This window comes from Ectopseudomonas composti (assembly GCF_001567565.1).
Lineage (GTDB): Bacteria > Pseudomonadota > Gammaproteobacteria > Pseudomonadales > Pseudomonadaceae > Aquipseudomonas > Aquipseudomonas composti_A.
The window spans coordinates 1-25,607 of sequence record NZ_LSSW01000007.1; the positions used below are offsets into that span (position 1 = coordinate 1).

General features: G+C 64.3%; 22 protein-coding genes and 1 pseudogene. 15 read left to right on the plus strand and 8 right to left on the minus strand.

Annotation, left to right across the window (positions count from 1 at the left end; translation table 11 throughout):
• The 3 genes and pseudogenes from dctM to PCLY_RS01690 form a co-directional block, all read left to right on the plus strand.
• Positions 1-721, plus strand: a pseudogene (dctM, locus tag PCLY_RS01680) (C4-dicarboxylate TRAP transporter large permease protein DctM); the annotation flags it as partial.
• A gap of 222 nt (positions 722-943) precedes the next feature.
• Positions 944-2,905 carry an acetate--CoA ligase gene (gene acs / locus PCLY_RS01685; protein ID WP_061237517.1) on the plus strand — a complete coding sequence of 654 codons (1,962 nt, stop codon included), beginning with the start codon at positions 944-946 and terminating at the stop codon, positions 2,903-2,905.
• Between the two features lie 258 nt (positions 2,906-3,163).
• Entirely contained in the window at positions 3,164-3,949 is a 786-nt protein-coding gene (locus tag PCLY_RS01690; RefSeq protein WP_082767992.1) for an EAL domain-containing protein, read from the plus strand.
• Positions 3,950-4,006: 57 nt separating this feature from the next.
• On the opposite strand, the gene PCLY_RS01695 is transcribed toward PCLY_RS01690, so the two are convergent.
• Positions 4,007-4,684, minus strand: a complete 678-nt coding sequence (locus tag PCLY_RS01695) for a DUF4197 domain-containing protein (RefSeq protein WP_061237519.1) — start codon at positions 4,682-4,684, stop codon at positions 4,007-4,009.
• Positions 4,685-4,807: 123 nt separating this feature from the next.
• On the opposite strand from PCLY_RS01695, the gene PCLY_RS01700 reads away from it, so the two are divergent.
• Positions 4,808-5,209, plus strand: coding sequence for a hypothetical protein (locus tag PCLY_RS01700; RefSeq protein ID WP_061237545.1), 402 nt, complete (start codon positions 4,808-4,810; stop codon positions 5,207-5,209).
• A 7-nt stretch (positions 5,210-5,216) separates the two neighbouring features.
• On the opposite strand, the gene PCLY_RS01705 is transcribed toward PCLY_RS01700, so the two are convergent.
• From PCLY_RS01705 to PCLY_RS01715, 3 genes are read right to left on the minus strand one after another with little or no spacing between them, the layout of a single operon-like run.
• Entirely contained in the window at positions 5,217-5,915 is a 699-nt protein-coding gene (locus tag PCLY_RS01705; protein WP_061237520.1) for an SDR family NAD(P)-dependent oxidoreductase, read from the minus strand.
• Complete coding sequence (locus PCLY_RS01710) at positions 5,912-6,445, minus strand: DUF3833 domain-containing protein (RefSeq protein WP_061237521.1); 534 nt, start codon at positions 6,443-6,445, stop codon at positions 5,912-5,914. The genes PCLY_RS01705 and PCLY_RS01710 overlap by 4 nt, the downstream gene beginning before the upstream one ends.
• Before the next feature lie 8 nt (positions 6,446-6,453).
• Positions 6,454-6,999, minus strand: coding sequence for a chalcone isomerase family protein (locus PCLY_RS01715; RefSeq protein WP_061237522.1), 546 nt, complete (start codon positions 6,997-6,999; stop codon positions 6,454-6,456).
• A gap of 605 nt (positions 7,000-7,604) precedes the next feature.
• Here PCLY_RS01715 and PCLY_RS01720 point away from each other — a divergent pair.
• Together PCLY_RS01720 and PCLY_RS01725 are read left to right on the plus strand one after the other, a co-directional pair.
• On the plus strand, positions 7,605-8,966 hold the full coding sequence (locus tag PCLY_RS01720; protein WP_061237523.1) for a putative bifunctional diguanylate cyclase/phosphodiesterase: 1,362 nt from the start codon (positions 7,605-7,607) through the stop codon (positions 8,964-8,966).
• A gap of 231 nt (positions 8,967-9,197) precedes the next feature.
• A complete protein-coding gene (locus tag PCLY_RS01725) occupies positions 9,198-9,854 on the plus strand; it encodes a TIGR04211 family SH3 domain-containing protein (protein ID WP_061237524.1) in 657 nt (218 codons plus the stop codon).
• Between the two features lie 4 nt (positions 9,855-9,858).
• On the opposite strand, the gene PCLY_RS01730 is transcribed toward PCLY_RS01725, so the two are convergent.
• The 3 genes from PCLY_RS01730 to ubiM all read right to left on the minus strand — a co-directional run bounded on the left by PCLY_RS01730 (position 9,859) and on the right by ubiM (position 12,847).
• Positions 9,859-10,092: a cbb3-type cytochrome oxidase subunit 3 gene (locus PCLY_RS01730; protein ID WP_061237525.1), complete on the minus strand. Its 234-nt coding sequence runs from the start codon at positions 10,090-10,092 to the stop codon at positions 9,859-9,861.
• The gene (gene ccoN / locus PCLY_RS01735; RefSeq protein ID WP_061237526.1) at positions 10,082-11,515 is read right to left on the minus strand and encodes a cytochrome-c oxidase, cbb3-type subunit I; all 1,434 of its coding nucleotides are present in this window, start codon (positions 11,513-11,515) and stop codon (positions 10,082-10,084) included. Before ccoN ends, PCLY_RS01730 begins: the two co-directional genes overlap by 11 nt.
• 159 nt (positions 11,516-11,674) lie before the next feature.
• Entirely contained in the window at positions 11,675-12,847 is a 1,173-nt protein-coding gene (ubiM, locus tag PCLY_RS01740; RefSeq protein WP_061237527.1) for a 5-demethoxyubiquinol-8 5-hydroxylase UbiM, read from the minus strand.
• 324 nt (positions 12,848-13,171) lie between these two features.
• Between ubiM and PCLY_RS01745 the strand changes: the two genes are divergently transcribed.
• The 9 genes from PCLY_RS01745 (at position 13,172) to PCLY_RS01785 (ending at position 23,752) form a co-directional block, all read left to right on the plus strand.
• Positions 13,172-14,158, plus strand: a complete 987-nt coding sequence (locus PCLY_RS01745) for a glucokinase (RefSeq protein ID WP_061237528.1) — start codon at positions 13,172-13,174, stop codon at positions 14,156-14,158.
• Positions 14,159-14,213: 55 nt separating this feature from the next.
• Complete coding sequence (locus tag PCLY_RS01750) at positions 14,214-14,948, plus strand: response regulator (protein ID WP_061237529.1); 735 nt, start codon at positions 14,214-14,216, stop codon at positions 14,946-14,948.
• Entirely contained in the window at positions 14,938-16,389 is a 1,452-nt protein-coding gene (locus PCLY_RS01755) for an ATP-binding protein (RefSeq protein WP_061237530.1), read from the plus strand. The genes PCLY_RS01750 and PCLY_RS01755 overlap by 11 nt, the downstream gene beginning before the upstream one ends.
• A 288-nt stretch (positions 16,390-16,677) precedes the next feature.
• Complete coding sequence (locus tag PCLY_RS01760) at positions 16,678-17,922, plus strand: D-mannose isomerase (RefSeq protein ID WP_061237531.1); 1,245 nt, start codon at positions 16,678-16,680, stop codon at positions 17,920-17,922.
• Positions 17,923-18,026: 104 nt separating this feature from the next.
• Positions 18,027-19,295 carry an ABC transporter substrate-binding protein gene (locus PCLY_RS01765; protein WP_061237532.1) on the plus strand — a complete coding sequence of 423 codons (1,269 nt, stop codon included), beginning with the start codon at positions 18,027-18,029 and terminating at the stop codon, positions 19,293-19,295.
• A 115-nt stretch (positions 19,296-19,410) separates the two neighbouring features.
• Positions 19,411-20,319, plus strand: a complete 909-nt coding sequence (locus tag PCLY_RS01770) for a carbohydrate ABC transporter permease (protein WP_061237533.1) — start codon at positions 19,411-19,413, stop codon at positions 20,317-20,319.
• Complete coding sequence (locus PCLY_RS01775; RefSeq protein ID WP_061237534.1) at positions 20,312-21,142, plus strand: carbohydrate ABC transporter permease; 831 nt, start codon at positions 20,312-20,314, stop codon at positions 21,140-21,142. Before PCLY_RS01770 ends, PCLY_RS01775 begins: the two co-directional genes overlap by 8 nt.
• Before the next feature lie 32 nt (positions 21,143-21,174).
• Positions 21,175-22,341, plus strand: a complete 1,167-nt coding sequence (locus PCLY_RS01780) for an ABC transporter ATP-binding protein (RefSeq protein ID WP_061237535.1) — start codon at positions 21,175-21,177, stop codon at positions 22,339-22,341.
• A 172-nt stretch (positions 22,342-22,513) separates the two neighbouring features.
• Positions 22,514-23,752 (plus strand): maltoporin, encoded by a 1,239-nt coding sequence (locus PCLY_RS01785; RefSeq protein WP_061237536.1) that lies wholly within the window; start codon positions 22,514-22,516, stop codon positions 23,750-23,752.
• A gap of 208 nt (positions 23,753-23,960) precedes the next feature.
• Here PCLY_RS01785 and mapR read toward each other — a convergent pair whose 3' ends face one another.
• Entirely contained in the window at positions 23,961-25,373 is a 1,413-nt protein-coding gene (mapR, locus tag PCLY_RS01790) for a GntR family transcriptional regulator MpaR (protein ID WP_061237537.1), read from the minus strand.
• Between the last annotated feature and the right edge of the window lie 234 nt (positions 25,374-25,607).

A 25,607-nucleotide genomic window follows, 5' to 3' on the forward strand; every position in this document is an offset into this window, starting at 1 on the left:
AATCTACATCGTCGCGCGCATCAAGAAGCTGCCGGCCCTGCCGCGCGCCAGCTTCCGCGAGTGGCTGCGTTCCGCCCGTGAAGCGTTCTGGGGCCTGCTGCTGATGGTGATCATCCTCGGCGGTATCTACACCGGCATGTTCACCCCGACCGAGGCTGCGGCCGTGGCCGCGGTGTACGCCGGCTTCGTCGCCCTGTTCGTGTACAAGGACCTGAAGATCCGCGAGTGCCCGAAGGTGCTGCTGGAGTCCGGCAAGCTGACCATCATGCTGATGTTCATCATCGCCAACGCCATGCTCTTCGCCCACGTGCTGACCACCGAGCAGATCCCGCAGCAGATCACCGCCTGGGTGGTGGAGCTGGGCCTGCAGCCGTGGCAGTTCCTGCTGGTGGTGAACATCGTGCTGCTGATCGCCGGTGCCTTCATGGAGCCGTCGGCGATCATCCTGATCCTGGCGCCGATCCTGTTCCCGATCGCCATGCAGCTGGGCATCGACCCGATCCACCTGGGCATCATCATGGTGGTGAACATGGAGATCGGCCTGATCACGCCACCGGTGGGGCTGAACCTGTTCGTCACTTCGGCGGTGACCGGCATGCCGCTGACGGCGGTGATCCGCGCGGCGCTGCCGTGGCTGATGATGCTGATCAGCTTCCTCATGGTGATCACCTACATCCCGGCCGTGTCCATGGCCCTGCCGAACTGGCTGGGGATGAACTAGGGCAGCTGTCGATACCGTGTCTACCTCTGCGCCCGGCCTTGTGCCGGGCTTTTTTTCGTCATGTCGACGTATCCATGACGCTGTCGAATTGGCTCGGCATGCGCCAGGCAGGGCCTCAAGACCATGGTCTTAGAGCGGTAAGACCATGGTCGAATGGCCTCACGAAGGGTCGGGGGATACAAAAGACACCATACAAAAACAACTCCCCGTCGAGGTGATTTCATGAGTGCTGCGTCTCTTTACCCTGTGCGTCCCGAAGTGGCCGCGCGGACCCTCACTGACGAGGCCACCTACAAGGCCATGTACCAACAGTCCGTGGTCAACCCCGAGGGTTTCTGGCGCGAGCAGGGCAAGCGGATCGACTGGATCAAGCCCTACAACAAGGTCAAGCAGACCACATTCGACGATCACCACGTCGACATCAAGTGGTTCGCCGACGGCACCCTGAACGTCTCCTACAACTGCCTCGACCGTCACCTGGCAGAGCGCGGTGATCAGATCGCGATCATCTGGGAAGGCGACGACCCGTCCGAGCACAGGGAAATCACCTACCGCGAACTGCACGAGCAAGTGTGCAAGTTCGCCAATGCCCTGCGCGGCCAGGACGTGCACCGCGGCGACGTGGTAACCATCTACATGCCGATGATCCCGGAAGCCGTGGTGGCCATGCTGGCCTGTGCGCGCATTGGCGCGATCCACTCGGTGGTGTTCGGCGGTTTCTCGCCCGAGGCACTGGCCGGGCGCATCATCGACTGCCAGTCCAAGGTGGTGATCACCGCTGACGAAGGGCTGCGTGGCGGCAAGAAAGTACCGCTCAAGGCCAACGTCGACGACGCCCTGACCAACCCCGAGACCCGCAGCATCCAGAAGGTCATCGTGGTGCAGCGCACCGGTTCCGAAATCAAGTGGAACCAGCATCGTGACATCTGGTACGAAGACCTGATGAAGGTTGCCGGCAGCGTCTGCGCACCCAAGGAAATGGGCGCCGAAGAAGCGCTGTTCATCCTCTACACCTCCGGTTCGACCGGCAAGCCCAAGGGCGTGCTGCACACCACCGGCGGCTACCTGGTATACGCCTCGCTGACCCATGAGCGCGTGTTCGACTACCGTCCGGGTGAGGTCTTCTGGTGCACCGCCGACATCGGCTGGGTCACCGGCCACACCTATCTGGTCTACGGGCCGCTGGCCAACGGCGCCACTACCGTGATGTTCGAAGGCGTACCGAACTATCCGGACGTTTCGCGCGTTGCCAAGATCGTCGACAAGCACAAGGTCAACATCCTCTACACCGCGCCGACTGCCATTCGCGCCATGATGGCCGAGGGCAAGGCCGCGGTCGAAGGCGCCGATGGTTCCAGCCTGCGCCTGCTCGGTTCGGTCGGTGAGCCGATCAACCCGGAAGCCTGGCAGTGGTACTACGAGAACGTCGGTCAGAGCCGTTGCCCGATCGTCGACACCTGGTGGCAGACCGAAACCGGTGCCTGCCTGATGACCCCGTTGCCGGGGGCTCATGGCCTCAAGCCGGGCTCCGCCGCGCGTCCGTTCTTCGGCGTACAGCCGGCGCTGGTGGACAACCTGGGCAACATCATCGAAGGCGCTGCCGAAGGCAACCTGGTGATCATCGACTCCTGGCCGGGTCAGGCGCGTACTCTGTACGGCGATCACGACCGCTTCGTCGACACCTACTTCAAGACCTTCCGTGGCATGTACTTCACCGGTGACGGTGCGCGCCGTGACGAAGACGGTTACTGGTGGATCACCGGTCGCGTCGACGACGTGCTCAACGTCTCCGGCCACCGTATGGGTACCGCCGAGATCGAGAGCGCCATGGTCGCCCACTCGAAAGTGGCCGAGGCCGCAGTGGTCGGTGTACCGCACGACATCAAAGGGCAGGGCATCTACGTCTACGTCACCCTGAATGCTGGCGAGGAAGCTTCCGAGCAGCTGCGCCAGGAGCTGCGCAACTGGGTGCGCAAGGAGATTGGCCCGATCGCCACACCGGACGTTATTCAGTGGGCTCCAGGCCTACCGAAGACCCGCTCGGGCAAGATCATGCGCCGTATCCTGCGCAAGATCGCTACCGCCGAATACGATTCTCTCGGCGACATCTCCACGCTGGCCGATCCTGGCGTGGTGCAGCACCTCATCGACACGCATCGGCAGATGCAAGCAGCCTGCGCCTGACCTGGCAACGGCACCAAGAAACCCCGCCCGGCTACTCGCTGGGCGGGGTTTTCTTTTTCCTGGATGTCTGGCTTGCGCGTGAGCGTGGTAAACCTGAGGCGGTGTGCGTGGCGCACGGTCATTGGTGGGTGGTCTTTCCGCGCATCAGCTTGCGCTATCGAGTCGGTGAGCTTGGTCCGCGCGTGAAAAACATGACGCTCTCTTGCTTTTGACTAGTCTGGAAACTGTGGCTTCCCGCACGTGGCGATGGAGAAGGATATGCAGCTCGACCCACATGGACTCAGCAACTTTCCCCAACCCTTTCGCGCGCTGGGGTGCGCCGAGTGCCGCGATCTCAAGGCGTTGGGGTTCGACTTCACCATGGCTTTCCAGTTGATTCTCGATGTTCAGCAACAGCGCCCGTTCGCGTACGAGGCACTGGTGCGTGGCACCAATGGCGAGTCGGCGCAGCAGGTGCTGGAACGGGTCGACGACAGCAATCGCTATCGCTTCGACCAGGCCTGTCGGGTCAAGGCCATCGAGCAGGCGGCCGGCCTGGGGCTGCTCGAGATCCCCGACTGCCTGCTCAGCATCAACTTCCTGCCCAATGCGGTGTATCGCGCGGAAACCTGCATCCGTGCCACGCTGGAGGCGGCCAGGCGTTTCGAGTTTCCGCGCGAGCGCTTGATGTTCGAGGTCACCGAAGGTGAGCAGATTCACGATGCCGAGCACCTCAAAAGCATCTTCGCCGAGTATGGGCGGCAGGGCTTTACCACCGCCATCGACGACTTCGGCGCCGGCTATTCGGGCCTCAATCTGCTGGCCACCTTCCAGCCGCACATCCTCAAGCTGGACATGGCCCTGACCCGTGGCATCGATCAGGACGTGGTGCGCCAGGCCATCGTTGCCGGCATCGTGCTGGTGGCGCAGCGCCTGGGCATTCGCATCATTGCCGAAGGCATCGAAACCGCGGGCGAGCGTGATGCCCTGCTCGAGATGGGCATCCGTTACATGCAGGGTTACTTTTTCGCCAGGCCGCAGATCGACCGGCTGTGCTTGCCCTGATGCACAAACGAAAACGCCCCGATACTGCATCAGGGCGTTTGGCTGGTGATTGGACGCTCAGAGTGCGCCAAACACCTTCTTCGCCAGGCTGGTAGCGGCAGCGGCCGGATTCTGGCGGATGCTGGCCTCCTGCTTGGCAATCATCTCGAACAGGCCATCGAGCGCCTGCTCGGTGACATAGCCTTCCACCGTACTGCTCTTGGCATCGACCACGCCGAAGCTGGCGGCCTGGCCGGCGAAGGCGTTGTACTGCTGGGCCAGGCCCACCTGGTCGGTGGCCTGCTTGACGATGGGCAGGAACTTGGCGCGAATCTGTTCGCGGCTGGTCTTGTTCAGGTACTGGGTGGCCGAGTCCTGTGGGCCGCTGAGGATCGACTTGGCATCGGCCACGGTCATCTTCTTCACCGCATCGACCAGCAGCGCCTGGGCTTGTGGCACGGCGGCTTCGGCAGCCTTGTTCATGCTCGCTTCGAGCTGGTCGACCTGGGCGCCCATGCCCATCATCTTCATGGTCTTGGCGGCCTTGCCGAGCTTGCCCGGCAGTTCGATGCGTACCTCCGGGTTGTTGCTGAAGCCGCCAGGGGCACTCAGTTGCTTGACGGCTACCTGGGCGCCCTGGACCAGCGCATCTTTCAGGCCGCCGCTGGCGTCCTGCTGGCTCAGATCGGCGAGGGAGAGGGCGAAGACGTTGGCCGAAAGCAGCAGGCCAGCAGCGAACGTGGTGAGGCGCAACATGGTGTTCTTCCTTGCATCGGGGTTGTAGGGCAATAGGGTCAGCTTAACGGAGTCTGCGGCACTGGCAAGCCAGCCGATGGGCGTGGATGGGCAGCGCGCGCGGCTATGGCTATGATCAGTGCCATGAATTCACCGCTTCCCCTCCGAAATCCCTGCCCTCCGGGTGCCTGCGACTGTCAGCGCGATGAGCTGCTGGAGGTGCCGGGCGCCGACACGCGTGTGCTGCTGCTGACGCGCAACGAGGAACAGCGCCTGCTCGAGCGCCTGGAAAGTTTGCAAAGCCTGGAGGACCTGCAGCGCATGCAGCAGCGCCTGCTCGAGCAACTGGGCATTCGCCTGCACATCGAACCGAGTCACGGCGAGGTGCGCAGCATGCGTGGTATCCACATGCACTTCGATGCGCATCCGGGGCTGTGTCGCAAGACCCGGCAAAGCATACCGGCAGCGATCCGCCGGGCCATGGAGAAGCGGCCGGAAATCGCCTGGCGCCTGCTCGACTCCAACGATCTGTTCAGCGGTTTGTAGCGGACCCTCACCAGGCCAGCGGCTGGCCGTCATAGGCATGGAAGCTGCCGCTGTGCGCGGGGCCGAGGCTGTCGATCACCTGCAGCATCTGCGCGGCGGCGAGCTCTGCCGGGCGCGCGGCGGCAGCGCCACGAAAGGGCTGTGACAGCTTTGATATGACCGTGCCGGGATGCAGGGCGAGCAGGCGCGCCTTGGGCTTGCTGCGCGCCAGCTCGATGGCGGCGGTCTTGATCAGCATGTTCAGCGCCGCCTTGGAGGCGCGGTAGGTATACCAGCCACCCAGGCGGTTGTCGCCGATGCTGCCGACCTTGGCCGAGAGCATGGCCATGGCGCCCTGTTTGTCGAGCAGCGGCAGGAAGTGGCGCAGCACCAGGGCAGGTCCCAGTGCGTTGACCTGGAACACCGCCTGCAGCGCCTCGGCATCGATGGCCGCCAGGCTTTTCTCCGGTGCGATGCCGTCGCGATGCAACAACCCGGCAGCATGCAGGATGAGCTGATACGGACCGTCCCCGGCCAGCGCGGCAGCCGCAGCGGCGATGCTGGCGGGATCTTCGAGATCGAGCGCCGGCGAGCTGCTGCGGCTCAGCTCGCGCACACCGGCGCAGTTCGGGTCGGCCCGCAACTGTTGGCAGAAAGCCTGGCCGATGCTGCCGCTGGCGCCGATGACCAGTGCCTTGTAGCCGCTGCCCAGGCTGGTGAGGCTCATGGTTGAGCGGCGCCCCGGCGGAAGAACAGCGTCACCTGGCCCAGTTCGATGCCGAACTTGCTCATGCTCGAACGGTTGATCAGGGTGTCTTCGTCCATCAGGTACATCCAGTCATCGAAGTAGACGACATAGGTGCTGTCATCGACCGGCAGGTTGAGGTGATAACGCCAGCGCAGGGCGTTGCCGGCCAGTTCGCCGATGGCCTCGCCGACCACGTCGTCGGCTGTGCCGATCCAGCGTCCGGAACCATCCGGGGTCAGCGTCCAGACCCGGCGTTGGCGCGTGCCGTCGCTGTACAGGAAGCGCTCGTCGAGGATCAGTTTCTCGCCGTCACGGCGGCTCTGGATGTCGACGTGAAAACGTTTGATCACTTCACCGGAGCGATCCTGGAACATGCCCCAGGCCTGCACCGGCCCGGCGAAGAAGGTGGGCAGATCGAGTGCCGGTTTTTCGCTGGCGTAGCGCTCGACCGGCACCTGGCCGCAGCTGATCAGCAGCAGGCTGGTCAGCGCAATCAACAGGGTTTTCATGGAATACCTCATGGGTTGAGGCCCAACAGCGCTGCACGCAGTTTCGGGCTGCGGGTCTGCGGGGCGAGCCAGATGGAGAAGAACGCGCGGGCGAACTGCGGATCGTCGATGACATGTTGCAGCTTGCCGTCGACGTAGAAGCGGCAGCCTTGGTTCGGCAGGAAGACTCCGGTGATGCGCGTGCCATCCTTGACGTCGACGAAGGCCTGGCGCATCTGCTGCGTCCATTCGTCCTGCTGCTCGTTGTCGAGGGGCCCGCCATTGATCCGGCGGATTTCATCGAGACTGGTGTCGACCAGGGTTTCCCGGCTGATGCTGCGCCGGTAGGTCAGCTCGAGGGCGAAAGGCTGGGTAAAGTCCACTCGCGCGACCGGGCTCCACAGTTTGGCGTTGTAGACCGAGAAACCGAACCAGCTGAAATCACCACTGCCGATCAGGCTGGCCTGGGGCAACTGCTCACGCCATTGGCCCTGGCTGTTGGCGTGCGCGAGGCTGCAGGCCAGTGCAAGCGTGAGCAGCAGCGTCGAGCAGAGACGCGAGGTCATGCTGGTCATGATCCCTCCTTGTGCAGTTGCGAGCCGCTGCAGCCAGACGCTGGCCACAGATCATGAATAAAAAAATCCGACAACCCAAAGAAGGGGAGAAGTGGGTTGTCGGATTGCGCAGCTTTTCAGTGCCGCCGCAATCAGGCGGCGAACTTCTCGCTAGCGAAGGCCATCACCCGTGCCAAGCCCTGGCCGTTCTTCGAGGGCCGCGCCGCCGAGGCTGGCAGCACTACGCAGGCCTCGGGTAATCGTTCGAACACGGCGCGCATATCACATAGCGCAGCAGGCTAGGACCGCATGTCGGCTTACTTGAAATTGTACAAAATTAATTTCTGTATAGTTTTTGTATAGCTGTTTGGGCCGTTTTGCAAGCCCTTTCATGCGCGCTGGTGCAAGGGCGCCGAGGCACACCGCCGGTTTTGCAGGTGGTATGGGGTTTCGCGGCTGGTCGCTGCCGACGAGGCAGGTGTCAGCTGGCCCTGCCAGGCGTCAGGCGCCGGCACCAATGCGCTGCAGCCAGCGCTCGGCTTCGCTGTGGCAGGATTAAACCTGCTGGGAAACTTGCATTCGGCCAGCCAGCTTCAAGAATGAAGGGATCGGATAAGGATTCCACCATGCCATCACTTTCGACCTTCGGCAGGCGTGTGCGCAAACTCTGGCATGGCTCGGACCTGGCTCTGGTCGGCCAGCGTCGCGAGCGCCGGATGCGTGTGCTGTCGAGCGGGGTGATGGTGGTGATGGGCCTGTCGTGGGGGCTGTTCTTTTCTTCACGGGACTATTGGGCCATCGTCGTCATGGATGTGGCGATCGTGCTCAGTGGCATCGCGGTTTTTGCGCTGACCCTGCGCGATCAGGCGCGCAGCGCCAACCTGATTCTGTTCAGCACGCTGATGCTGGTCGTCGTCGCCTCGACCCTGCTGCTCGATCCGCCAACCGTCGCAGCGCCGCGCGCCACTCATCTGTATCTGCTGCCGATAGCCGTGGGGGCCTTGATGGCCTTTCGTGATGAGCCCTTGTGGCTGCGTTACGGCATTTCGATATTCGCCTTGCTGCTCTTCGTCGCCCTGGCCGCTTCCAACTGGCGACCAACCGACCTCTATGCGTTGCCCGACGACGTGCGCATCGCCGGATCCTGGGTCCAGGGCCTGGTCGCCATGGCGCTGTTCTTCTTCTTGCTGCACATCCTGCAGAGCGACACCGCCGAGCGCTCCGAGCTGGATCGCGATTTGCGGGCCGCCGTGCGTGAGCGGCAGTTCGTGCTGTATTACCAGCCACAGCTCGACGGCGATAACCGGGTGATCGGTGCCGAACTGCTGATCCGCTGGCAGCATCCGCAGCGTGGGCTGCTGGCGCCGGGCGAGTTCATCGAGCATGCCGAGAGCACCGGGCTGATCATCCCCATCGGTCAGTGGGTGCTGGAGCAGGCGGCCGTGCAGTTGCGGCGGTGGCAGGATGAGCCGTCGTTTCGCGATCTGGACCTGGCGGTGAACATCAGCCAGAAGCAGTTCTCGCAGAGCAGCTTCGTCGCTGAAGTGCTCGGTTTGATCGAGCGCTACGGCGTCGAGGCGCCGCACTTGGAACTGGAGCTGACCGAGACGCTGATCATCCATGACATGGAGGACCTCACGCGCAAGATGGCGGCGCTGGTCGAGCGCGGCGTGCGTTTTTCACTCGATGACTTCGGTACTGGTTTTTCCTCGTTCAGTCATCTCAAGCGCTTGCCATTGAGCAAGCTGAAGATCGACCGCTCGTTCATCTGCGATGTGCTCACCGATGCCAACAGCGAAACCATCGTGCGTACGATGATCGCCCTCGGCCAGAGCATGGGCATGACGGTGGTCGCCGAGGGCGTGGAAACCGAGGCGCAGCGCTGCTTTCTGGCGGCCAATGGCTGCCGTCAGTTCCAGGGCTATCTGCTTGGTCGGCCGATGCCGTTGGCGGATTTCTGCACCTTCGTGCAGCGTCAGAACGCCTGATTCGGTGTTCCGTCCATCTCCCATCGCCCGCTCCGAGTGAACTTGAGGCAATGGCCCAATGTCTGTCTGCTGTCGGCTCGTACCGGCAGGAATGGATGGCTAATTGCCGCTAGGGTGGCGTCTTCGTCGCGGATCCTGCCTGGATCATGATTCAGTACGCGTTCCTGCGTGCGGCCGGCATCGCTCATCCCGTTCTCCGGGTTCGTCTGACTGCCACGTGAAGATCGCCCCATGTTTTTATCTCGTCATGCTCCATTTCAACCCCGTATTCTCGGCGCCTGCCTGCTGCTTGGCGGACTGCTCGGCGGTGCGCAGCCGCTGCTGGCTGAAGAGGCCGCCAGTAACCAGCGTTGGGTCAGCGATAGCCTCAATACCTACGTGCGCAGCGGCCCCACCGATGGTTACCGCATCGTCGGCACCCTGGTTTCCGGGGAGAAGGTAGAGCTGTTGCGCACCCAGGGTGACTACAGCCAGGTTCGCAGTGAAAGCGGCTCCACGGTGTGGATTCCCAGCCGTGATCTGCAATCGGTGCCCGGCCAGGCCGAGCGGCTGCCGCAACTGGAACAGAAAGTCGCTGATCTGACCGCCGAGCTCAAAGGCATCGATGATGCCTGGAAGGCGCGCGTGCAGGGCATGCAGGAAACCCTCGACACGCGCAAGAAGCTCATCGACGAGCTGCAGGCAGCGCGCAGCGCGCTGGACGCCGAGCTGACCAGCACCCGCTCGCAACTGCGCGACGCTCAGGCGCAATTGGGTAACGAACAGCAGCAGGCACTGATGCGCTACATGGCGTATGGCGGCAGCATCGCCGGTGCTGGTCTGCTGCTTGGTCTGATCCTGCCGACCATGCTGCGGGTACGTCGCAAGCGCAACGACCAGTGGGTCTGAGCCTTCAGAATTCGCGCTGGACCAGGTAGGCGCAGCGCCCGTCGCAGTGACCGGGGCAGGCGCAGCCGCGGGTGCTGCGCCCGGTGTCGCGTTCGACCCGGCGCGCCACTTCGGGGTCGTCGGCGAACGGCAGCATGGTCGCCTCGTCGAGATCGCGCTGGCTGCCACGGCCAAGGCTCAGTTGCACACCGAGAAAGAACACCGCCACGGCCATCATCCACCAGACTTCAGCCGGCATGGGCGAGCTCTCCGTTGGCCTGCGTCACTGCGGCCTTGCTGCGCAGGGTCAGCCAGGTATTGAACGCCATCAGCAGCATGCCGGCGAGGAAGCACAGGCCGCCGACCAGGCGCACCACGTAGCCGGGGTGACTGGCCTCCAGCGCTTCGACGAAGGAGTAGGTGAGCGTGCCGTCCTCGTTCACAGCGCGCCACATCAGGCCCTGGGTGATGCCGTTTACCCACATCGACGCGATGTACAGCACGGTGCCGATGGTCGCCAGCCAGAAGTGCGCGTTGATCAGGCCGATGCTGTGCATCTGCTCGCGGTCGAAGACCTTGGGGATCAGATGGTAGAGCGAGCCGAAGGTGATCATCGCCACCCAGCCCAGCGCGCCGGCATGCACGTGGCCGATGGTCCAGTCGGTGTAGTGCGACAGGGCATTGACCGTCTTGATCGCCATCATCGGCCCCTCGAAGGTGCTCATGCCGTAGAAGGCCAGCGACACCACCAGAAAGCGCAGGATCGGATCGGTGCGCAGCAGGTGCCAGGCGCCGGAGAGGGTCATCATGCCGTTGACCATGCCGCCCCAGCTCGGCGCCAGAAGGATGATCGACATCACCATGCCCAGGCTTTGCGCCCAGTCGGGCAGGGCGGTGTAGTGCAGGTGGTGCGGGCCGGCCCAGATGTACAGGGTGATCAGCGCCCAGAAGTGGACGATGGACAGACGGTAGGAATAAACCGGGCGGTTCACCTGCTTGGGTACGAAGTAATACATCATCCCCAGGAAACCGGTGGTGAGGAAGAAGCCCACCGCGTTGTGCCCGTACCACCATTGCACCATGGCATCGGTGGCGCCGGAGTAGATCGAGTAGGACTTGAACCAGCTCACCGGCACCGACAGGTGGTTGACGATGTGCAGCATGGCGATGACCACGATGAAGGCGCCGAAGAACCAGTTGCCGACGTATATGTGACGGGTTTTGCGCTGTGTCAGCGTGGTGAAGAAGACGATGCCGTAGGCGACCCAGACGATGGCCATCCACAGTGCGCCGGTGAATTCGATCTCGGCGTATTCCTTGGTGGTGGTCAGGCCCATGGGCAGGGTCACCAGCATGATCAGGATGGTCGCCTGCCAGCCCCAGAAGGTGAAGGCGGCCAGGGTGTCGGAGAACAGTCGGGTCTGACAGGTGCGCTGCAACGCGTAGTAGCTGGCGGCGAACTGCGCGCTGCCGGCGAAACCGAAGATCACCAGGCTGGTGTGCAGGGGGCGCAGGCGGCCGAAGCTGAGCCAGGGGGTGTCGAAGTTGAGTGCCGGCCAGACCAGCTGAGCGGCGATCAGCACGCCGGTGCACATGCCCACCACGCCCCAGAAAAGGGTCATCAGGGTGAACTGGCGGACGACCTTGTAGTTGTAGGCCGGATGGGAAGCAGCAGATTGCATCGCGGTAACCTTCCATACAGTGATTGCGGGCGCAGCCGCGCGAATGGCGAAACTGTAGGGAGGCTGGGCAAAACAAAACAGACTCAGAAACTGTTGTCTGATGCATATCAGATGGATCGGGTCGGTGCGCGCGCCAGGTCCGGCGCGCGCGTTCAGGGCTCAGGCCTGGGCGGTCAGGTGGCGGGCGATGCCCTTTTTCAGTGGCAGCAGGCCCTGCGCTACGCGCAGCCCGGCGCCGCGTAGCAGGCGCGCGGGTAGCTGGTCGTTGGTGTACAGCTCCACCAGCAGGTTGGTGGCCTGGTACAGCGGCCAGGTGGCCACACGTAGCTGGCGTTCATAGCGGGCCAGCACTGCCGGCGCACCGATGTCCTGGCGTTTGCCATGGGCCGCGAGCAGGGCGTCGCTCAATAGCTGTACGCCGATCAGACCGAAGTTGAAACCGTGCGCCGTGACCGGATGCATGCCCACGGCGGCGTCGCCGAGCAGGGCGCAGCGGCTGCCGACCATATGCCGCGCATAGGCGCCCACCAGCGGGTAGGCGTGGCGGCTGCTGACCAGCTGCATGGCGCCCAGGCGGCGGTCGAAACGTTGCTCCATTTCGCGGGCGAAGCTGGCTTCGTCGAGGTTCTGCAAACGCTCGATCTCGCGCGGCGGCAGGGTCAGCACGGTGGACGACTGGCGCCCATTGAGCGGCAGCAGGGCGAGGGTCTGACCGTAGCCGAACCACTCCCAGGCCACCTGCTGGTGCTCCAGTTCATGCTGCATGCGGCACACCAGCATGCTCTTGCCGAAATCCTTGAGCTGCGCGCCGATGCCGAGCTGGCGACGGGTTTCCGAGAAGCGGCTGTCGGCGGCGACCAGCAGGCGCGGTTGCAGCACCTGGCCGTCCTTGAGCAGCAGCTTCACCTCGTTGTCACTGCTCTGGATGGCGCTCACGCTGGTTGCGCACAGCAGTTGCACGTCGGCGCAGTCGCTGACGGCCTGGTAGGCGGCGCGGCGAATGGCCTGGTTGGCCACCAGGTGGCCGAGGCGTTCGGCGCCGGCCTGCTCGGCGCGGATCTTCAGGGCGAACAGCGACGGGCCGTTGAATACCTGGGCATCGCGCAGTACGGCGATGTCCTTGGCAGGCAGGCGTGCCCAGAGTCCCAGGCGTTCGAGCAGCGCCTGCGAGCCGTGAGTGAGGGCGATTTCGCGGCCGTCGAAGGCCGGTTCGGCCAACGCCTGTTCGGCCTGGCGTTCCAACACGAGGATGGACAGGCCGTGCCCGGACAGGGCGCGCGCCAGGCACAGGCCCGCGGGGCCGGCGCCGACGATGACGACATCGGGTGACATGCTGCTCTCCTTGCGAACTCGGAAAGGCCCGAGTCTAGGCGGCAGCATGGTCACGGATATTGTCCGGGGTCATGCTCAGGTGCAGATGCGCTCTGCGGGCGATCCTGTGTCCGCCCTGTCGCGGCTGTGGCAGTTGCCACGATGACTCGCTGGATATTGTTGTTATTACTACTTTGAGCGGGTTGATAGCGGGATTTTTCGGGTTTACTGTGATGCGCGTTGTCTGAACTACAAAAATAATTCAGGTTTGGAGTCGATAGCCATGCACCCTCATTCTTCTGCGGCCGCCATCGCGCGAAACGCCCCGCGTGTGGAGGCTCTCGCGTGAAACTGGCACTGGTCGGCGATATCGGTGGTACCAATGCACGCTTCGCCCTGTGGCGTGACGAGCAGCTGGAGGCGGTGCAGGTTATGGCGACCGCTGATTTTCCTGGGCCGGAGCAGGCCATCGCCGCCTATCTGCGTGCCCAGGGCCTGTCTGCGGATGCCATTGGTTCGGTGTGCCTAGCCTGCGCCGGACCGGTCAGCGGCAATCTGTTTCGCTTCACCAACAACCACTGGCGTATCGATCGTGCGGCGTTCTGCCAAGCGTTGCAGATCGACCGCTTGCTGATGATCAACGACTTCTCCGCCATGGCCCTGGGCATGACCCGTGTCGCCGAGCATGAGCGCGTGCAGGTGTGCCCCGGCGAGCCGCAGGCCGAGCGTCCGGCTCTGGTGATCGGCGCTGGCACCGGTCTCGGTGTCGGTACGCTGCTGGCGCAAGCAGATGGCAGCTGGCTGGTGCTGCCGGGCGAGGGTGGCCACGTCGACCTGCCTATCGGCAGCCCGCGCGAGGCCGAACTCTGGCAGGTGCTGTATCGACAGCTGGGCCACGTGCGCGCCGAGGACGTACTCAGCGGCAATGGTTTGCTGGTGCTCTATCGGGCCATCTGCGAACTGGACGGTCAGCCGCCGCAGCATACGACGCCAGCGGCCATCAGCGCCGCCGGCCTGGCGGGCGAGCCTGTCGCCGGCGAAGTGCTGGAGCAGTTCAGTCGCTGGCTCGGCCGTGTGGCCGGCAACAACGTGCTGACCCTGGGCGCGCGCGGTGGCGTGTATATCGTTGGCGGCGTGGTACCGCGTTTTGCCGAGCGCTTTCTCGCCAGCGGTTTTGCCAAGAGTTTCAGCGACAAGGGCTGCATGAGCGATTACCTTCACGGCATCCCGGTGTGGCTGGTGACTGCCGAGTACCCCGGCCTGACCGGTGCCGGTGTGGCCTTGCAACAGGCGTCGGAGCGCAGCCAGGATGCAATCCGGCAAAGCTGTTGATAGAACCCCGGATGGCATCCGGACTGTAGAGCCATAACAAGAAAGGTGGCGGACCATGAGCCAGCCCGGCAAATCGATTCTGCTGGTCGATGACGACCAGGAAATTCGCGAACTGCTCGATACCTACCTGAGCCGCGTCGGCTTTCAGGTGCGTGCCGTGGGCGACGGCGCCGCGTTTCGTCAGAGCCTGTGTGCGGCCTCGGCCGACCTGGTGATTCTCGATGTGATGCTGCCTGACGAGGACGGCTTCAGCCTGTGCCGCTGGGTGCGCGAACACCAGCGTTTCGCCCAGGTGCCGATCATCATGCTTACCGCCAGTTCCGACGAGGCCGACCGCGTGATTGGCCTGGAGCTGGGCGCGGACGATTACCTCGGCAAGCCGTTCAGCCCGCGCGAGCTGCTGGCGCGGATCAAGGCCTTGCTGCGCCGGGCGCAGTTCACCCAGGAACGAGGTGGAGAGGTGCTGGCCTTCGAGGACTGGCGCCTGGACATGGTCAGCCACCGCCTGTTCCACCGCGACGGCGAGGAGGTGATTCTGTCCGGCGCCGACTTCGCCCTGCTCAAACTGTTTCTCGATCACCCGCAGCAGATTCTCGACCGCGACACCATCGGCAACGCTACCCGTGGCCGCGAGGTCATGCCGCTGGAACGCATCGTCGACATGGCCGTCAGCCGCCTGCGTCAGCGCCTGCGCGATACCGACAAACCGCCGCGCCTGATTCGTACCGTACGTGGCAGCGGCTATCAGCTGGCGGCCACGGTCAGCCTGCAGGCAAGCGATGGGCGCTGAGCTGCGGCGCTGGCTGCCGCGCTCGCTGCTCGGGCGCATGCTGCTGTTGACCCTGCTGGCAATCCTCGCTGCGCAGACCCTGTCCAGCGTGATCTGGCTGTCGCAGTTGCGCGCCACCCAGCTCGAAGGGCTGGTCACCACTGCGCGCAGCCTGGCGCATTCGATGTCGGCCAGCGTGCGTTACTTCCGTTCGCTGCCGGTGGCGTATCGGCCGCTGGTGCTCGACCAACTGCGCAGCATGGGCGGCACGCGTTTCGTTGTCAGCCTCAATGATCGCCCGTTGCAGATGAAGGTGTTGCCGGACACGCCGCGCAAACAGGCAGTGACCGAGGCGGTGGCCGAAGTGCTGCATCAGTCGCTGGGCAATGCCGCCGACATCTCGGTGACCTTCGTCAGCCCGAGTGATCTGCGCATCTTCAATGGCGGCCTGAAACTCGACGAGCTGCCGCGCTCCTGGGCGCATTACGCACTGACCCTGGAGCCGGTCAATCCACCGGTGCTGGTGACGCAGATCCAGCTGGCGCCGGGTGAGTGGCTGTACATCGCCTCGTTGCTGCCCGAGCCCTATACCAGTCTGGAAGAACCCGTCCTGCCGACCCAGCAGCTGTGGTTCATCCTCCTGACCACGGCCTTCCTGCTGCTGTTCATCGGTTTGCTGGTGCACCTGCAGAGTCGCCCGCTCAAGCGCCTGGCACGCACCGCGCGGCATATGTCGCTGGGCGCCGAGGTGGAGCCGGTGGCCGAAGGCGGTGGCCGCGAGGTGGTCGAGGTGGCTCGCGCCTTCAATGCCATGCGTGAGCGCATCAGCCGCTACCTGACCGAACGCAGTCAGCTGTTCAGCGCCATTTCCCATGACCTGCGCACGCCCATCACGCGCCTGCGCCTGCGCGTCGAATTGCTCGACGACGAGAGCCTGCAGACCAAGTTCGGCCGTGACCTGGACGACCTCGAGCTGCTGGTCAAAGGCGCGTTGCAATGCGTGAAGGACACCGATATCCACGAGAACATCGAACCGGTGGACCTCAATCACCTGCTGCATTGCCTGGTCGAGCCCTACCTGGCGCCGGCGGGTAACGGCAGCGTGACCCTCGATGGGCAGGCCTGCGCGCCGTATCCGGGCAAGCCGCTGGCGCTGCGGCGCTGCATCGGCAACCTGATCGACAACGCCCTGAAGTACGGCTGCAACGCTCACCTGCACATCGAGGACGATGGCGCGGCTTTCGTCCTGCATGTCGACGACGAAGGCCCAGGGGTGCCCGAGCAGCGTCTGGAGCAGGTGTTCGAGCCGCATTTTCGCCTGGCCGGCCAGCAGCAGGGCTACGGCCTGGGCCTGGGTATCGCGCGCAACATCGCCCACAGCCATGGCGGCGAAGTCAGCCTGCGCAACCTGCGCGAGGGCGGCCTGCGCGTCACCCTGCGCCTGCCGCGCACACCGGACTGAATGTCACCGAGCGGTGACAAAGGCAAACTCGTTCGTTACCTGGCGGTAATGAGGCGCTCGTTAGAATCCGGGTGGCATTTCGACTGTCTCCAAGCGCGCTTTTCTGCAGGATGGCTGAAGCGACATACCCCCGGTGTTATCGGGCGTGGATGCAGGGTGGATGGCGCTCTTTTCATCCACCACGGGGTATTCGCGCAAGGAGAGAGTTTCAGCGTCGTCCACCCGTCTCAGCGCTACCTGCGTGCCGCTGTTCGAAGCCGGCCCACCTGTCTACAGGGAACAAGAACAATGAGTAGACCCGCATTGAATCCAGACAGCTGGCTGCGCCGGCCCGCCCACCTTTCCTGGCTGGCTGACGAAGGCTTGCGTCTGTTGCCCTTTGCACGCGGCGCCAAGGTCGCGCAGGGTTTCGCCGCGCTCGATGCACAGGGGCGCTTGCCCGACGGCGCGATTGCCGAGCTGATCCACACCACGCGCATGACCCACTGTTTCGCCCTGGCGCATATCCAGGGCATTGCCGGCCATGGCGGGCTGGTCGACCATGGCCTGGCCGCACTGCGCGGGGCATTGTGGGACGAAGAGCACGGCGGTTGGTTCGCCGATGCGACGCGCAGTGGCGGCAAGTCCGCTTACCTGCATGCCTTCGTCGCCCTGGCGGCCAGCTCCGCCCGGGTCGCCGGTCGGCCCGATGCGCAAGCGCTGCTCGACGATGCTATCGGGGTCATCGAGCGGCACTTCTGGAGCGAGGAGGAGGGCGCGCTGCGCGAGAGCTTCAATCGCGACTGGCGTGACGAGGAGGCCTATCGTGGCGCCAACAGCAACATGCATGGCGTGGAAGCCTTTCTCGCCCTGGCCGATGTCACTGGCAATGTGCTCTGGCTGCAGCGCGCGCTGCGTATCGCCGAACGCCTGATCCATCGGCACGCCGCCGCGTGCGGCCACGTCGTGATCGAGCACTTCGATGCGCACTGGCAGGCACAGCCTGAGTACAACGCCGACCGCCGCGCCGATCCCTTCCGCCCCTATGGCAGTACGCCCGGCCACGCCTTCGAATGGGCGCGCCTGCTGCTGCATCTGGAAGCGGCGCTGACCCAGGCCGGGCTCGCCGCGCCCGACTGGCTGCTGGTCGATGCCAAGGGCTTGTTCGCCAGCGCCTGCCGGCATGCCTGGCAGGCCGATGGCGCGCCGGGGCTGGTCTACAGCCTCGACTGGAACCAGCAACCGGTGGTGCGCGCCCGCCTGCACTGGGTGCATGCCGAGGCCGTCGCCGCCGCTGCGGCGCTGCTGCAACGAAGCGGCGAGGCGATCTACGAGCAGTGGTATCGGCAGTTCTGGGACTTCACCGCCACGCATTTCATCGACCTGAATGGCGGCAGCTGGCACCACGAAATCGATGAAAACAACCGGCCGGCCGCCCGGATCTGGGCCGGCAAACCCGACCTCTATCACGCCTATCAGGCACTGCTGCTGCCGCCTCTGGCGCTGGCGCCGAGCCTGGCCACGGCGCTCGCCGCGGATGTAACGAGGCGGTGACATTCATGCATCCTTTCGTTACCCGAGCCGGCAACGACCCTGATTACACTCCTTGTCAACGCAAGCGCCACGACTTGCCTGATAACAACAAGAAAGGTACTCCGATGAACGCTATTACTCGCCTCGCCACCGCCGTTTCCCTCGCCTCGCTGTTTCCCTTCACCGCGCTGGCCGCCGACGCCAAAGGTACGGTGGAAGTGGTGCACTGGTGGACGTCAGGCGGTGAAGCCGCCGCGGTGAAGGTCCTGCGTGACCTGGTCGAGAAGGATGGTTTCACCTGGAAGGATGGCGCGGTGGCCGGTGGCGCTGGTTCTGCCGCCATGACCGTACTGAAGACCCGTGTGGTATCCGGCAACCCGCCAGGTGCGGCGCAGATCAAGGGCCCCGATCTGCAGGAGTGGGGCGCACTGGATTTGCTCGCGCCATTGGACGAGGTGGCCCAGGCCAACGACTGGGATGGCCTGCTGTCGAAAACCGTTGCCAAGACCATGCAGTACGACGGGCACTACGTGGCGGTGCCGGTGAACATCCACCGGGTCAACTGGCTGTGGATCAACCCGCAGGTGTTCGCCAAGGCCGGCATCGACAAGGCGCCGACCACCCTCGACGAACTCTACGCAGCCGGTGACAAGCTCAAGGCTGCCGGCTTCATCGCCCTGGCCCACGGCGGCCAGCCCTGGCAGGACAGCACCGTGTTCGAAGGCCTGGTGCTGAGCATCATGGGCGCTGATGGCTTCCACAAGGCGTTCGTCGAGAACGACGAGGCGACCCTGACCAGCCCGCAGATGACCGAAGTGTTCACGGCGCTGAAGAAGCTCTCCACCTACATGGACGACAACCGCGCCGGACGTGACTGGAACCTGGCTACCGCGCAGGTCATCGACGGCAAGGCCGGCATGCAGATCATGGGCGACTGGGCCAAGAGCGAATGGACGGCCGCCGGCAAGGTCGCGGGCAAGGACTATCAGTGCGTGCCGATGCCGGGTACCGCCGGCAGCTACACCTACAACATCGACTCGATGGCCATGTTCAAACTCAAGGACCCAGGCGACATCGCCGCCCAGCACGCCCTGGCGCGGATCGCCCTGGAGCCCGAGTTCCAGTACGTGTTCAACCAGAACAAGGGCTCGATCCCGGTGCGTGCCGACTTGGACATGAGCCAGTTCGACAGCTGCGCCCAGGCCTCGATGAAGGATTTCCAGGAGGCCGACAAGAACGGCAAGCTGGAACCGAGCATGGCCCATAGCATGGCCACCAACCTCGCCGTGCAGGGCGCCATCTTCGATGTGGTGACCAACTTCATGAGCGAGAAGAACGCCGACCCGAGCAAGGCCGGCGCGCAGATCTACGCGGCGATCAAAGCTGCCCAGTAGCGCCACGGGCCGGCGCTGCCGGCCCCATTCCCACGCACCGCCTCGCACGACAGGGCCCTGGCCCCGTCAGGGCGGCGCTCGGCCCGGATTTCCCTTCGCCAACTGGTAATGCCCGATGAGTGTCACCACGGTAATGACCAAGACCTCACCCCTCGACGTGCTGCAACGCTGGCTGCCCAAGTTGGTGCTGGCGCCGAGCATGCTGGTGGTGCTGGTCGGTTTCTACGGCTACATCCTCTGGACGCTGGTGCTGTCGTTCAGCAACTCCAGCTTCATGCCCAGCTACAAGTGGGTCGGCCTGCAGCAGTACATGCGCCTGATGGACAACGACCGCTGGTGGGTGGCGAGCCAGAACCTGCTGGTGTTCGGTGGCCTGTTCATCGGCATCAGCCTGCTGATCGGCGTGTTCCTCGCCGTGCTGCTGGACCAGCGCATCCGCCGCGAGGGTTTCATTCGCACCATCTACCTGTACCCCATGGCGCTGTCGATGATCGTCACCGGCACCGCCTGGAAATGGCTGCTCAATCCCGGCCTGGGCCTGGACAAGATGCTGCGCGACTGGGGCTGGGAAGGCTTTCGTCTCGACTGGCTGGTGGACCAGGACCGGGTCATCTACTGCCTGGTGATCGCAGCGGTGTGGCAGGCCTCGGGCTTCGTCATGGCGCTGTTTTTGGCCGGCCTGCGCAGCGTCGACCAGTCGATCATCCGCGCTGCCCAGGTGGATGGGGCAGGGCTGCCGACCATCTACCTGCGCATCGTCCTGCCGAGCCTGCGCCCGGTGTTCTTCAGCGCGGTGATGATCCTCGCGCACATCGCCATCAAGAGCTTCGACCTGGTGGCGGCGATGACCGCCGGTGGCCCCGGCTACGCCTCCGACCTGCCGGCGATGTTCATGTACTCCTTCACCTTCAGCCGCGGCCAGATGGGTGTTGGTTCGGCCAGCGCGATGCTGATGCTGGCCGCGATCCTCACCCTGCTGGTGCCTTACCTCTATTCGGAACTGCGAGGCAAACGTCATGACTAGAGCGTTCAGTCCGAGCCGCCTGGCCATCCACGCCACCTTGCTGTTCGCCGCCGCGCTGTACCTGGTGCCGCTGGTGGTGATGCTGCTGACCAGCGTCAAGACGCCCGATGACATCCGCACCGGCAACCTGTTGTCCTGGCCCGACACCTTCACCCTGGTGGGTTGGGTCAAGGCCTGGAGCGTGGTCGACGGCTATTTCTGGAACTCGGTGAAGATCGCCGTTCCCGGCGTGCTGATCTCGACCGCGATCGGTGCGCTGAACGGCTACGTGCTGTCGATGTGGCGTTTTCGTGGTTCGCAGCTGTTCTTCGGCCTGTTGCTGTTCGGCTGCTTCCTGCCGTTCCAGACCGTGCTGCTGCCGGCATCGTTCACCCTCGGCAAGCTGGGCCTGGCCAACACCACCGCCGGCCTGGTGCTGGTCCATGTGGTCTATGGCATCGCCTTCACCACGCTGTTCTTTCGCAACTACTACGTCACTGTGCCCGACGCCCTGGTGCGCGCGGCGAGGCTCGATGGCGCCGGCTTCTTCACCATCTTCGGGCGCATTCTGCTGCCCATGTCGGTGCCGATCATCATGGTCTGCCTGATCTGGCAGTTCACCCAGATCTGGAACGACTTCCTCTTCGGCGTGGTGTTCGCCAGTGGCGACGCACAGCCGATCACCGTGGCCCTGAACAACCTGGTCAACACCAGCACCGGCGCCAAGGAATACAACGTCGACATGGCCGCCGCGATGATCGCCGGGCTACCGACCCTGCTGGTCTACATCGTGGCTGGAAAGTACTTCCTGCGTGGCCTCACGGCCGGCGCGGTGAAAGGCTGAACGCTATTGCGCTTGCATCGTGGAGAAATGAAATGGCAACGCTCGAACTGCGCAACGTCAACAAGTCCTATGGCAGCGGCCTGGCGGACACGCTGAAGAACATCGAGCTGTCGATCGATTCCGGCGAGTTCCTGATCCTGGTCGGCCCGTCCGGCTGCGGCAAATCCACCCTGATGAACTGCATCGCCGGACTGGAGGACATCAGCGGTGGTGCGATCCTGGTGGATGGCGCCGATATCAGCGGCATGAGCCCCAAGGATCGCGACATCGCCATGGTGTTCCAGTCCTACGCGCTGTACCCGACCATGAATGTGCGCGACAACATCGCCTTCGGCCTGAAGATGCGCAAGATGGCCCCGGCTGCCATCGATGAGGAAGTGGCGCGGGTGGCCAAGTTGCTGCAGATCGAGCACCTGCTGCAGCGCAAACCCGGCCAGTTGTCCGGCGGCCAGCAGCAACGCGTGGCCATGGGCCGGGCCCTGGCACGGCGGCCGAAGATCTACCTGTTCGACGAGCCGCTGTCGAACCTCGACGCCAAGCTGCGCGTGGAGATGCGCACCGAAATCAAGCTGATGCACCAGCGCCTGAAGACCACCACGGTGTACGTCACCCACGACCAGATCGAAGCCATGACCCTGGGCGACAAGGTGGCGGTGATGAAGGACGGCATCATTCAGCAGTTCGGCACGCCGCAGCAGATCTACAACGACCCGGCCAACCTGTTCGTCGCCAGTTTCATCGGTTCGCCGCCGATGAACTTCATCCCCGTGCGCCTGCAACGTCGCGACGGCCAGTGCTGGGCCGCGCTCAACTCCTCGCTTGGCGTCGCCGGGACGGCGCGCTGCGAACTGCCGCTGGGCGAGCTGGAGGCGGGCATGGAGAACCGCGAGGTGATCCTCGGCATTCGTCCCGAACAGATCCAGCTGGCTGCCGACGACGCTGCCGAGGTGCCGAGCATCTGCGCCGAAGTGGAGGTCACCGAGCCCACTGGGCCGGACACCCTGGTGTTCGTCAATCTCAACCAGACCAAGGTCTGCTGCCGCCTGGCGCCGGACCTGGTGCCGCAGGTCGGGGCCAGCCTGGCACTGCGCTTCGAACCGAGCCGCGCGCTGCTGTTCGATGCTCAGAGCGGCGAGCGCCTGCTGGCAAAAAAGCGCCCGGCCGCTGACAGCAAGGTGGCCCAGTTCAAGCTCGGTTAGCCGCGTAGCCCAGGTGCAATCGGGGAACTGCCCAACCAACCTCCCCGGATTGCATCCGGGCTACACGGAGCACCCGGTCACCGAGGGTGCGCCGTGTGCACCAAGGACACGAAAAACCGTCGCTGCGGCGGTGATCCGCAGCATCGCTCAATAACAACAATCAGGAGCAACGATGAAGACCACACAGCAAACCCTCACCTGTTCGCTCGGCGTCCCCTGCTTGCTGGCGCTGGCCTTGGCCACGCCGCAGGTGCAGGCCGTCGAATTCAGCGGTTATGTGCGCAGCGGTATCGGTGGTGCGGACACCGGCGGCACCCAGCAATGCTTCCAGTTGCCGGGGGCGCAATCGAAGTATCGTCTGGGTAACGAGTGCGAGCAGTACATCGAGCTGGACCTGCGCCAGGATCTGTTGCGTCTGGACGACGGCTCGGTGGTCAGCGTCGAGGGCATGGCGCAGCTATACAACCAGTACGGCCACACGCCCAAGTTCACCGGCGACTACGGCTTCGCGCGGATGAATCAGATGTACGCGGAGTGGAGCAACATGCCTGCTCTCAATGGCGGATCGCTGTGGGCCGGTCGGCGTTTCTACAAGCGTAACGACATCCACATCTCCGACTTCTACTACTGGAACCAGAGCGCCACCGGTTTTGGCATTGACGAGATGAAAATCGGCGACCTCAAGTACAGCTACGTGTTCTCGCGCAAGGACAACTACGACCAGGAACCCTATATCAACCGCCACGATTTCAACGTCGGCGGCTTCCAGGTCAATCCCGGTGGCGAGCTGGAAGTCGGCGTCAGCTATATCGACAAGCCAGACAGCACCGACAGCCACAGTGGCTGGGCGGTGACCGCGCAGCACAAGCAGCAGGACTTCCTCGGCGGGGTCAACACCATCGCCCTGCAATACGGCCGCGGGCCCGGTACCGCGCTGGGTTATACCGGCGACCCGACCCTCGACAGCAGCAACAGCAGCTGGCGCCTTGTAGAGTTCTTCGACTTCCAGATGACCCCGCGTCTCGGCGGCCAGGTGCAGCTGGTCTACCAGAAGGACAAGCGTCCCGATGGTGCGGATCAGAACTGGCTGTCCGTCGGTGGCCGCACCAGCTATGCCTTCACCGAGCAGTTCAAGCTGGTCGGTGAGCTTGGCCGCGATCAGGTCGAAGCGCCCGGTGGTACGCGCAAGCTGACCAAGTTCACCATCGCGCCAACCTGGTCGCCCGCTGGCCCAGGCTTCTGGGAACGCCCGGAAATCCGCCTGTACTACACCTACGCCAGCTGGAACAAGGCGGCGCAGCGGGCCGCCAACCTGTTGGCCGACGGCTCGGCGCTGTCCGAGAACGGCGCCTTCGGCAGCGCACGCAACGGCTCCAACTTTGGAGTGCAGGTGGAGTACTGGTGGAAGTAGCCAGTCCGTAAGGTGGATCGCGCTGCAGAGGTAGCGTCTGGTCATGAGAGGCGGTGCGCGTGGCGCACCCTACGCGGCCTGCGGGGTGTTCGTAGGGTGCGCCGTGCGCATCAGGACCGTAGCCCGGATGCAATCCGGGGATTCATGCAGCGGCCCCGGATTTCATCCGGGCTACAACGGCCTGTAGGGTGCACCGTCGCACCAGGCGTCAGAGCAGCCCAGCCACCAGACGCCCGAGCACTTCCATGGCCTGTTCGCTGCGCGGGCTCCAGGGGTAGCCGTAGTTCAGTCGCGCGCAGTGACGAAAGCCCTGGCTGGCGGAGAAGATCGGCCCTGGCGCCAGGCTGATGCCCTGGGCCAGTGCCAGGCGCAGCAGTTGCAGCGAGTCCAGGCGCTCGGGGAATTCGAACCAGAGGAAGTAGCCGCCCGCTGGCCGCGTGACCCGCGTGCTGGCGGGAAAGTGCCGGGCGGCCGAGGCGAGCATGGCGCTCTGCTGCATTTCCAGGGCGTGGCGCAGCTTGCGCAGGTGGCGGTCGTAGCCGCCGTGCTGCAGGTAGTCGGCCAGCGCCGCCTGGGCCGGCACCGAGGGCGAGATGGTGGTCATCAGCTTGAGCCGGGCGATCTGCTCGGCATAACGCCCGCCGGCCACCCAGCCGATGCGATAACCCGGTGCCAGGCTCTTGGAGAAGGAGCTGCAATGCATTACCAGCCCTTCGCGGTCGAAGCTTTTCACCGGCTTGGGCGGGTGGCTGCCGAAGTACAGCTCGGCGTACACGTCGTCCTCGATCAGCGGCACCTGATGCTCCACCAGCAGCTCGTACAGCGCCTGCTTCTTGGCTTCGCTCATGCTCGCGCCCAGCGGGTTCTGCAAGCTGCTCATAAACCAGCAGGCCTTGATTGGCAGTTGCTCGAGGCTCTGCGACAGGGCGTTCAGGTCGATGCCTTCGCGCGGGTGCACGGGGATTTCCACCGCCTTGAGCTGCAGCCGTTCCAGCACCTGCAGGCAGGCGTAGAAGGTCGGTGACTCGATGGCCACCAGGTCGCCCGGCTGGGTCACGCACTGCAGGCAGAGGTTGAGCGCCTCCATGGCGCCGTTGCTGATCACCAGCTCTTCCATCGGCAGCATCACGCCGCTGACCATGTAGCGCAGGGCGATCTGCCGACGCAGGTCGGCGTTGCCGGCGGTCATGTCGGCGATGATCTCGTGCGGCGAGAGCATGCGCAGGGCGTGCGCCATGCTCTTGGCCAGGCGCGGCAGGGGGAACAGGTCGGGGCTGGGGAAGGCCGAGCCGAAGGCGACGGTGTGCGGATCCTTCAGCGAGGCGAGTACCGAGAACACCAGCTCGCTGACACCGACATCGGTGGTCTGCGCGGCGTGGGCGGTCAGCTCCGGTTCGTGCAGCGGGCGTTTGGCATGCTCGCGAACGAAGTAGCCGGAACGTGCGCGTGCCTGGATCAGGCCGCGATCTTCCAGCAGGTAGTAGGCCTGGAACACCGTGGACGGGCTGACCCCATAGGTGCGACTGGCATGACGCACCGACGGCACCTTCTCACCGGGGCCGAGCACGCCGGTGCGAATCAGCTCGGCGATCTCGTCGGCAAATTTCTCGTAGCGTTTCATCCTGTCCTGGTTCACCGAGGCAAAGGGTACGGGCGAACACTTTACGGGGTGAGCGGCAGACATGGCAGTGCCTCATGAAGGGGGACGTATCTCGGTTGTGGCAACCGTAGCCCGGATGCAATCCGGGCTACGACGCGTGCTCCCCTCTCCCATTAATGGGAGAGGGGCCGTGGGAGAGGGGGCGATACACCGCTGAGTGTCAGCTCCCCCTCTCCCTAACCCTCTCCCCGTGGG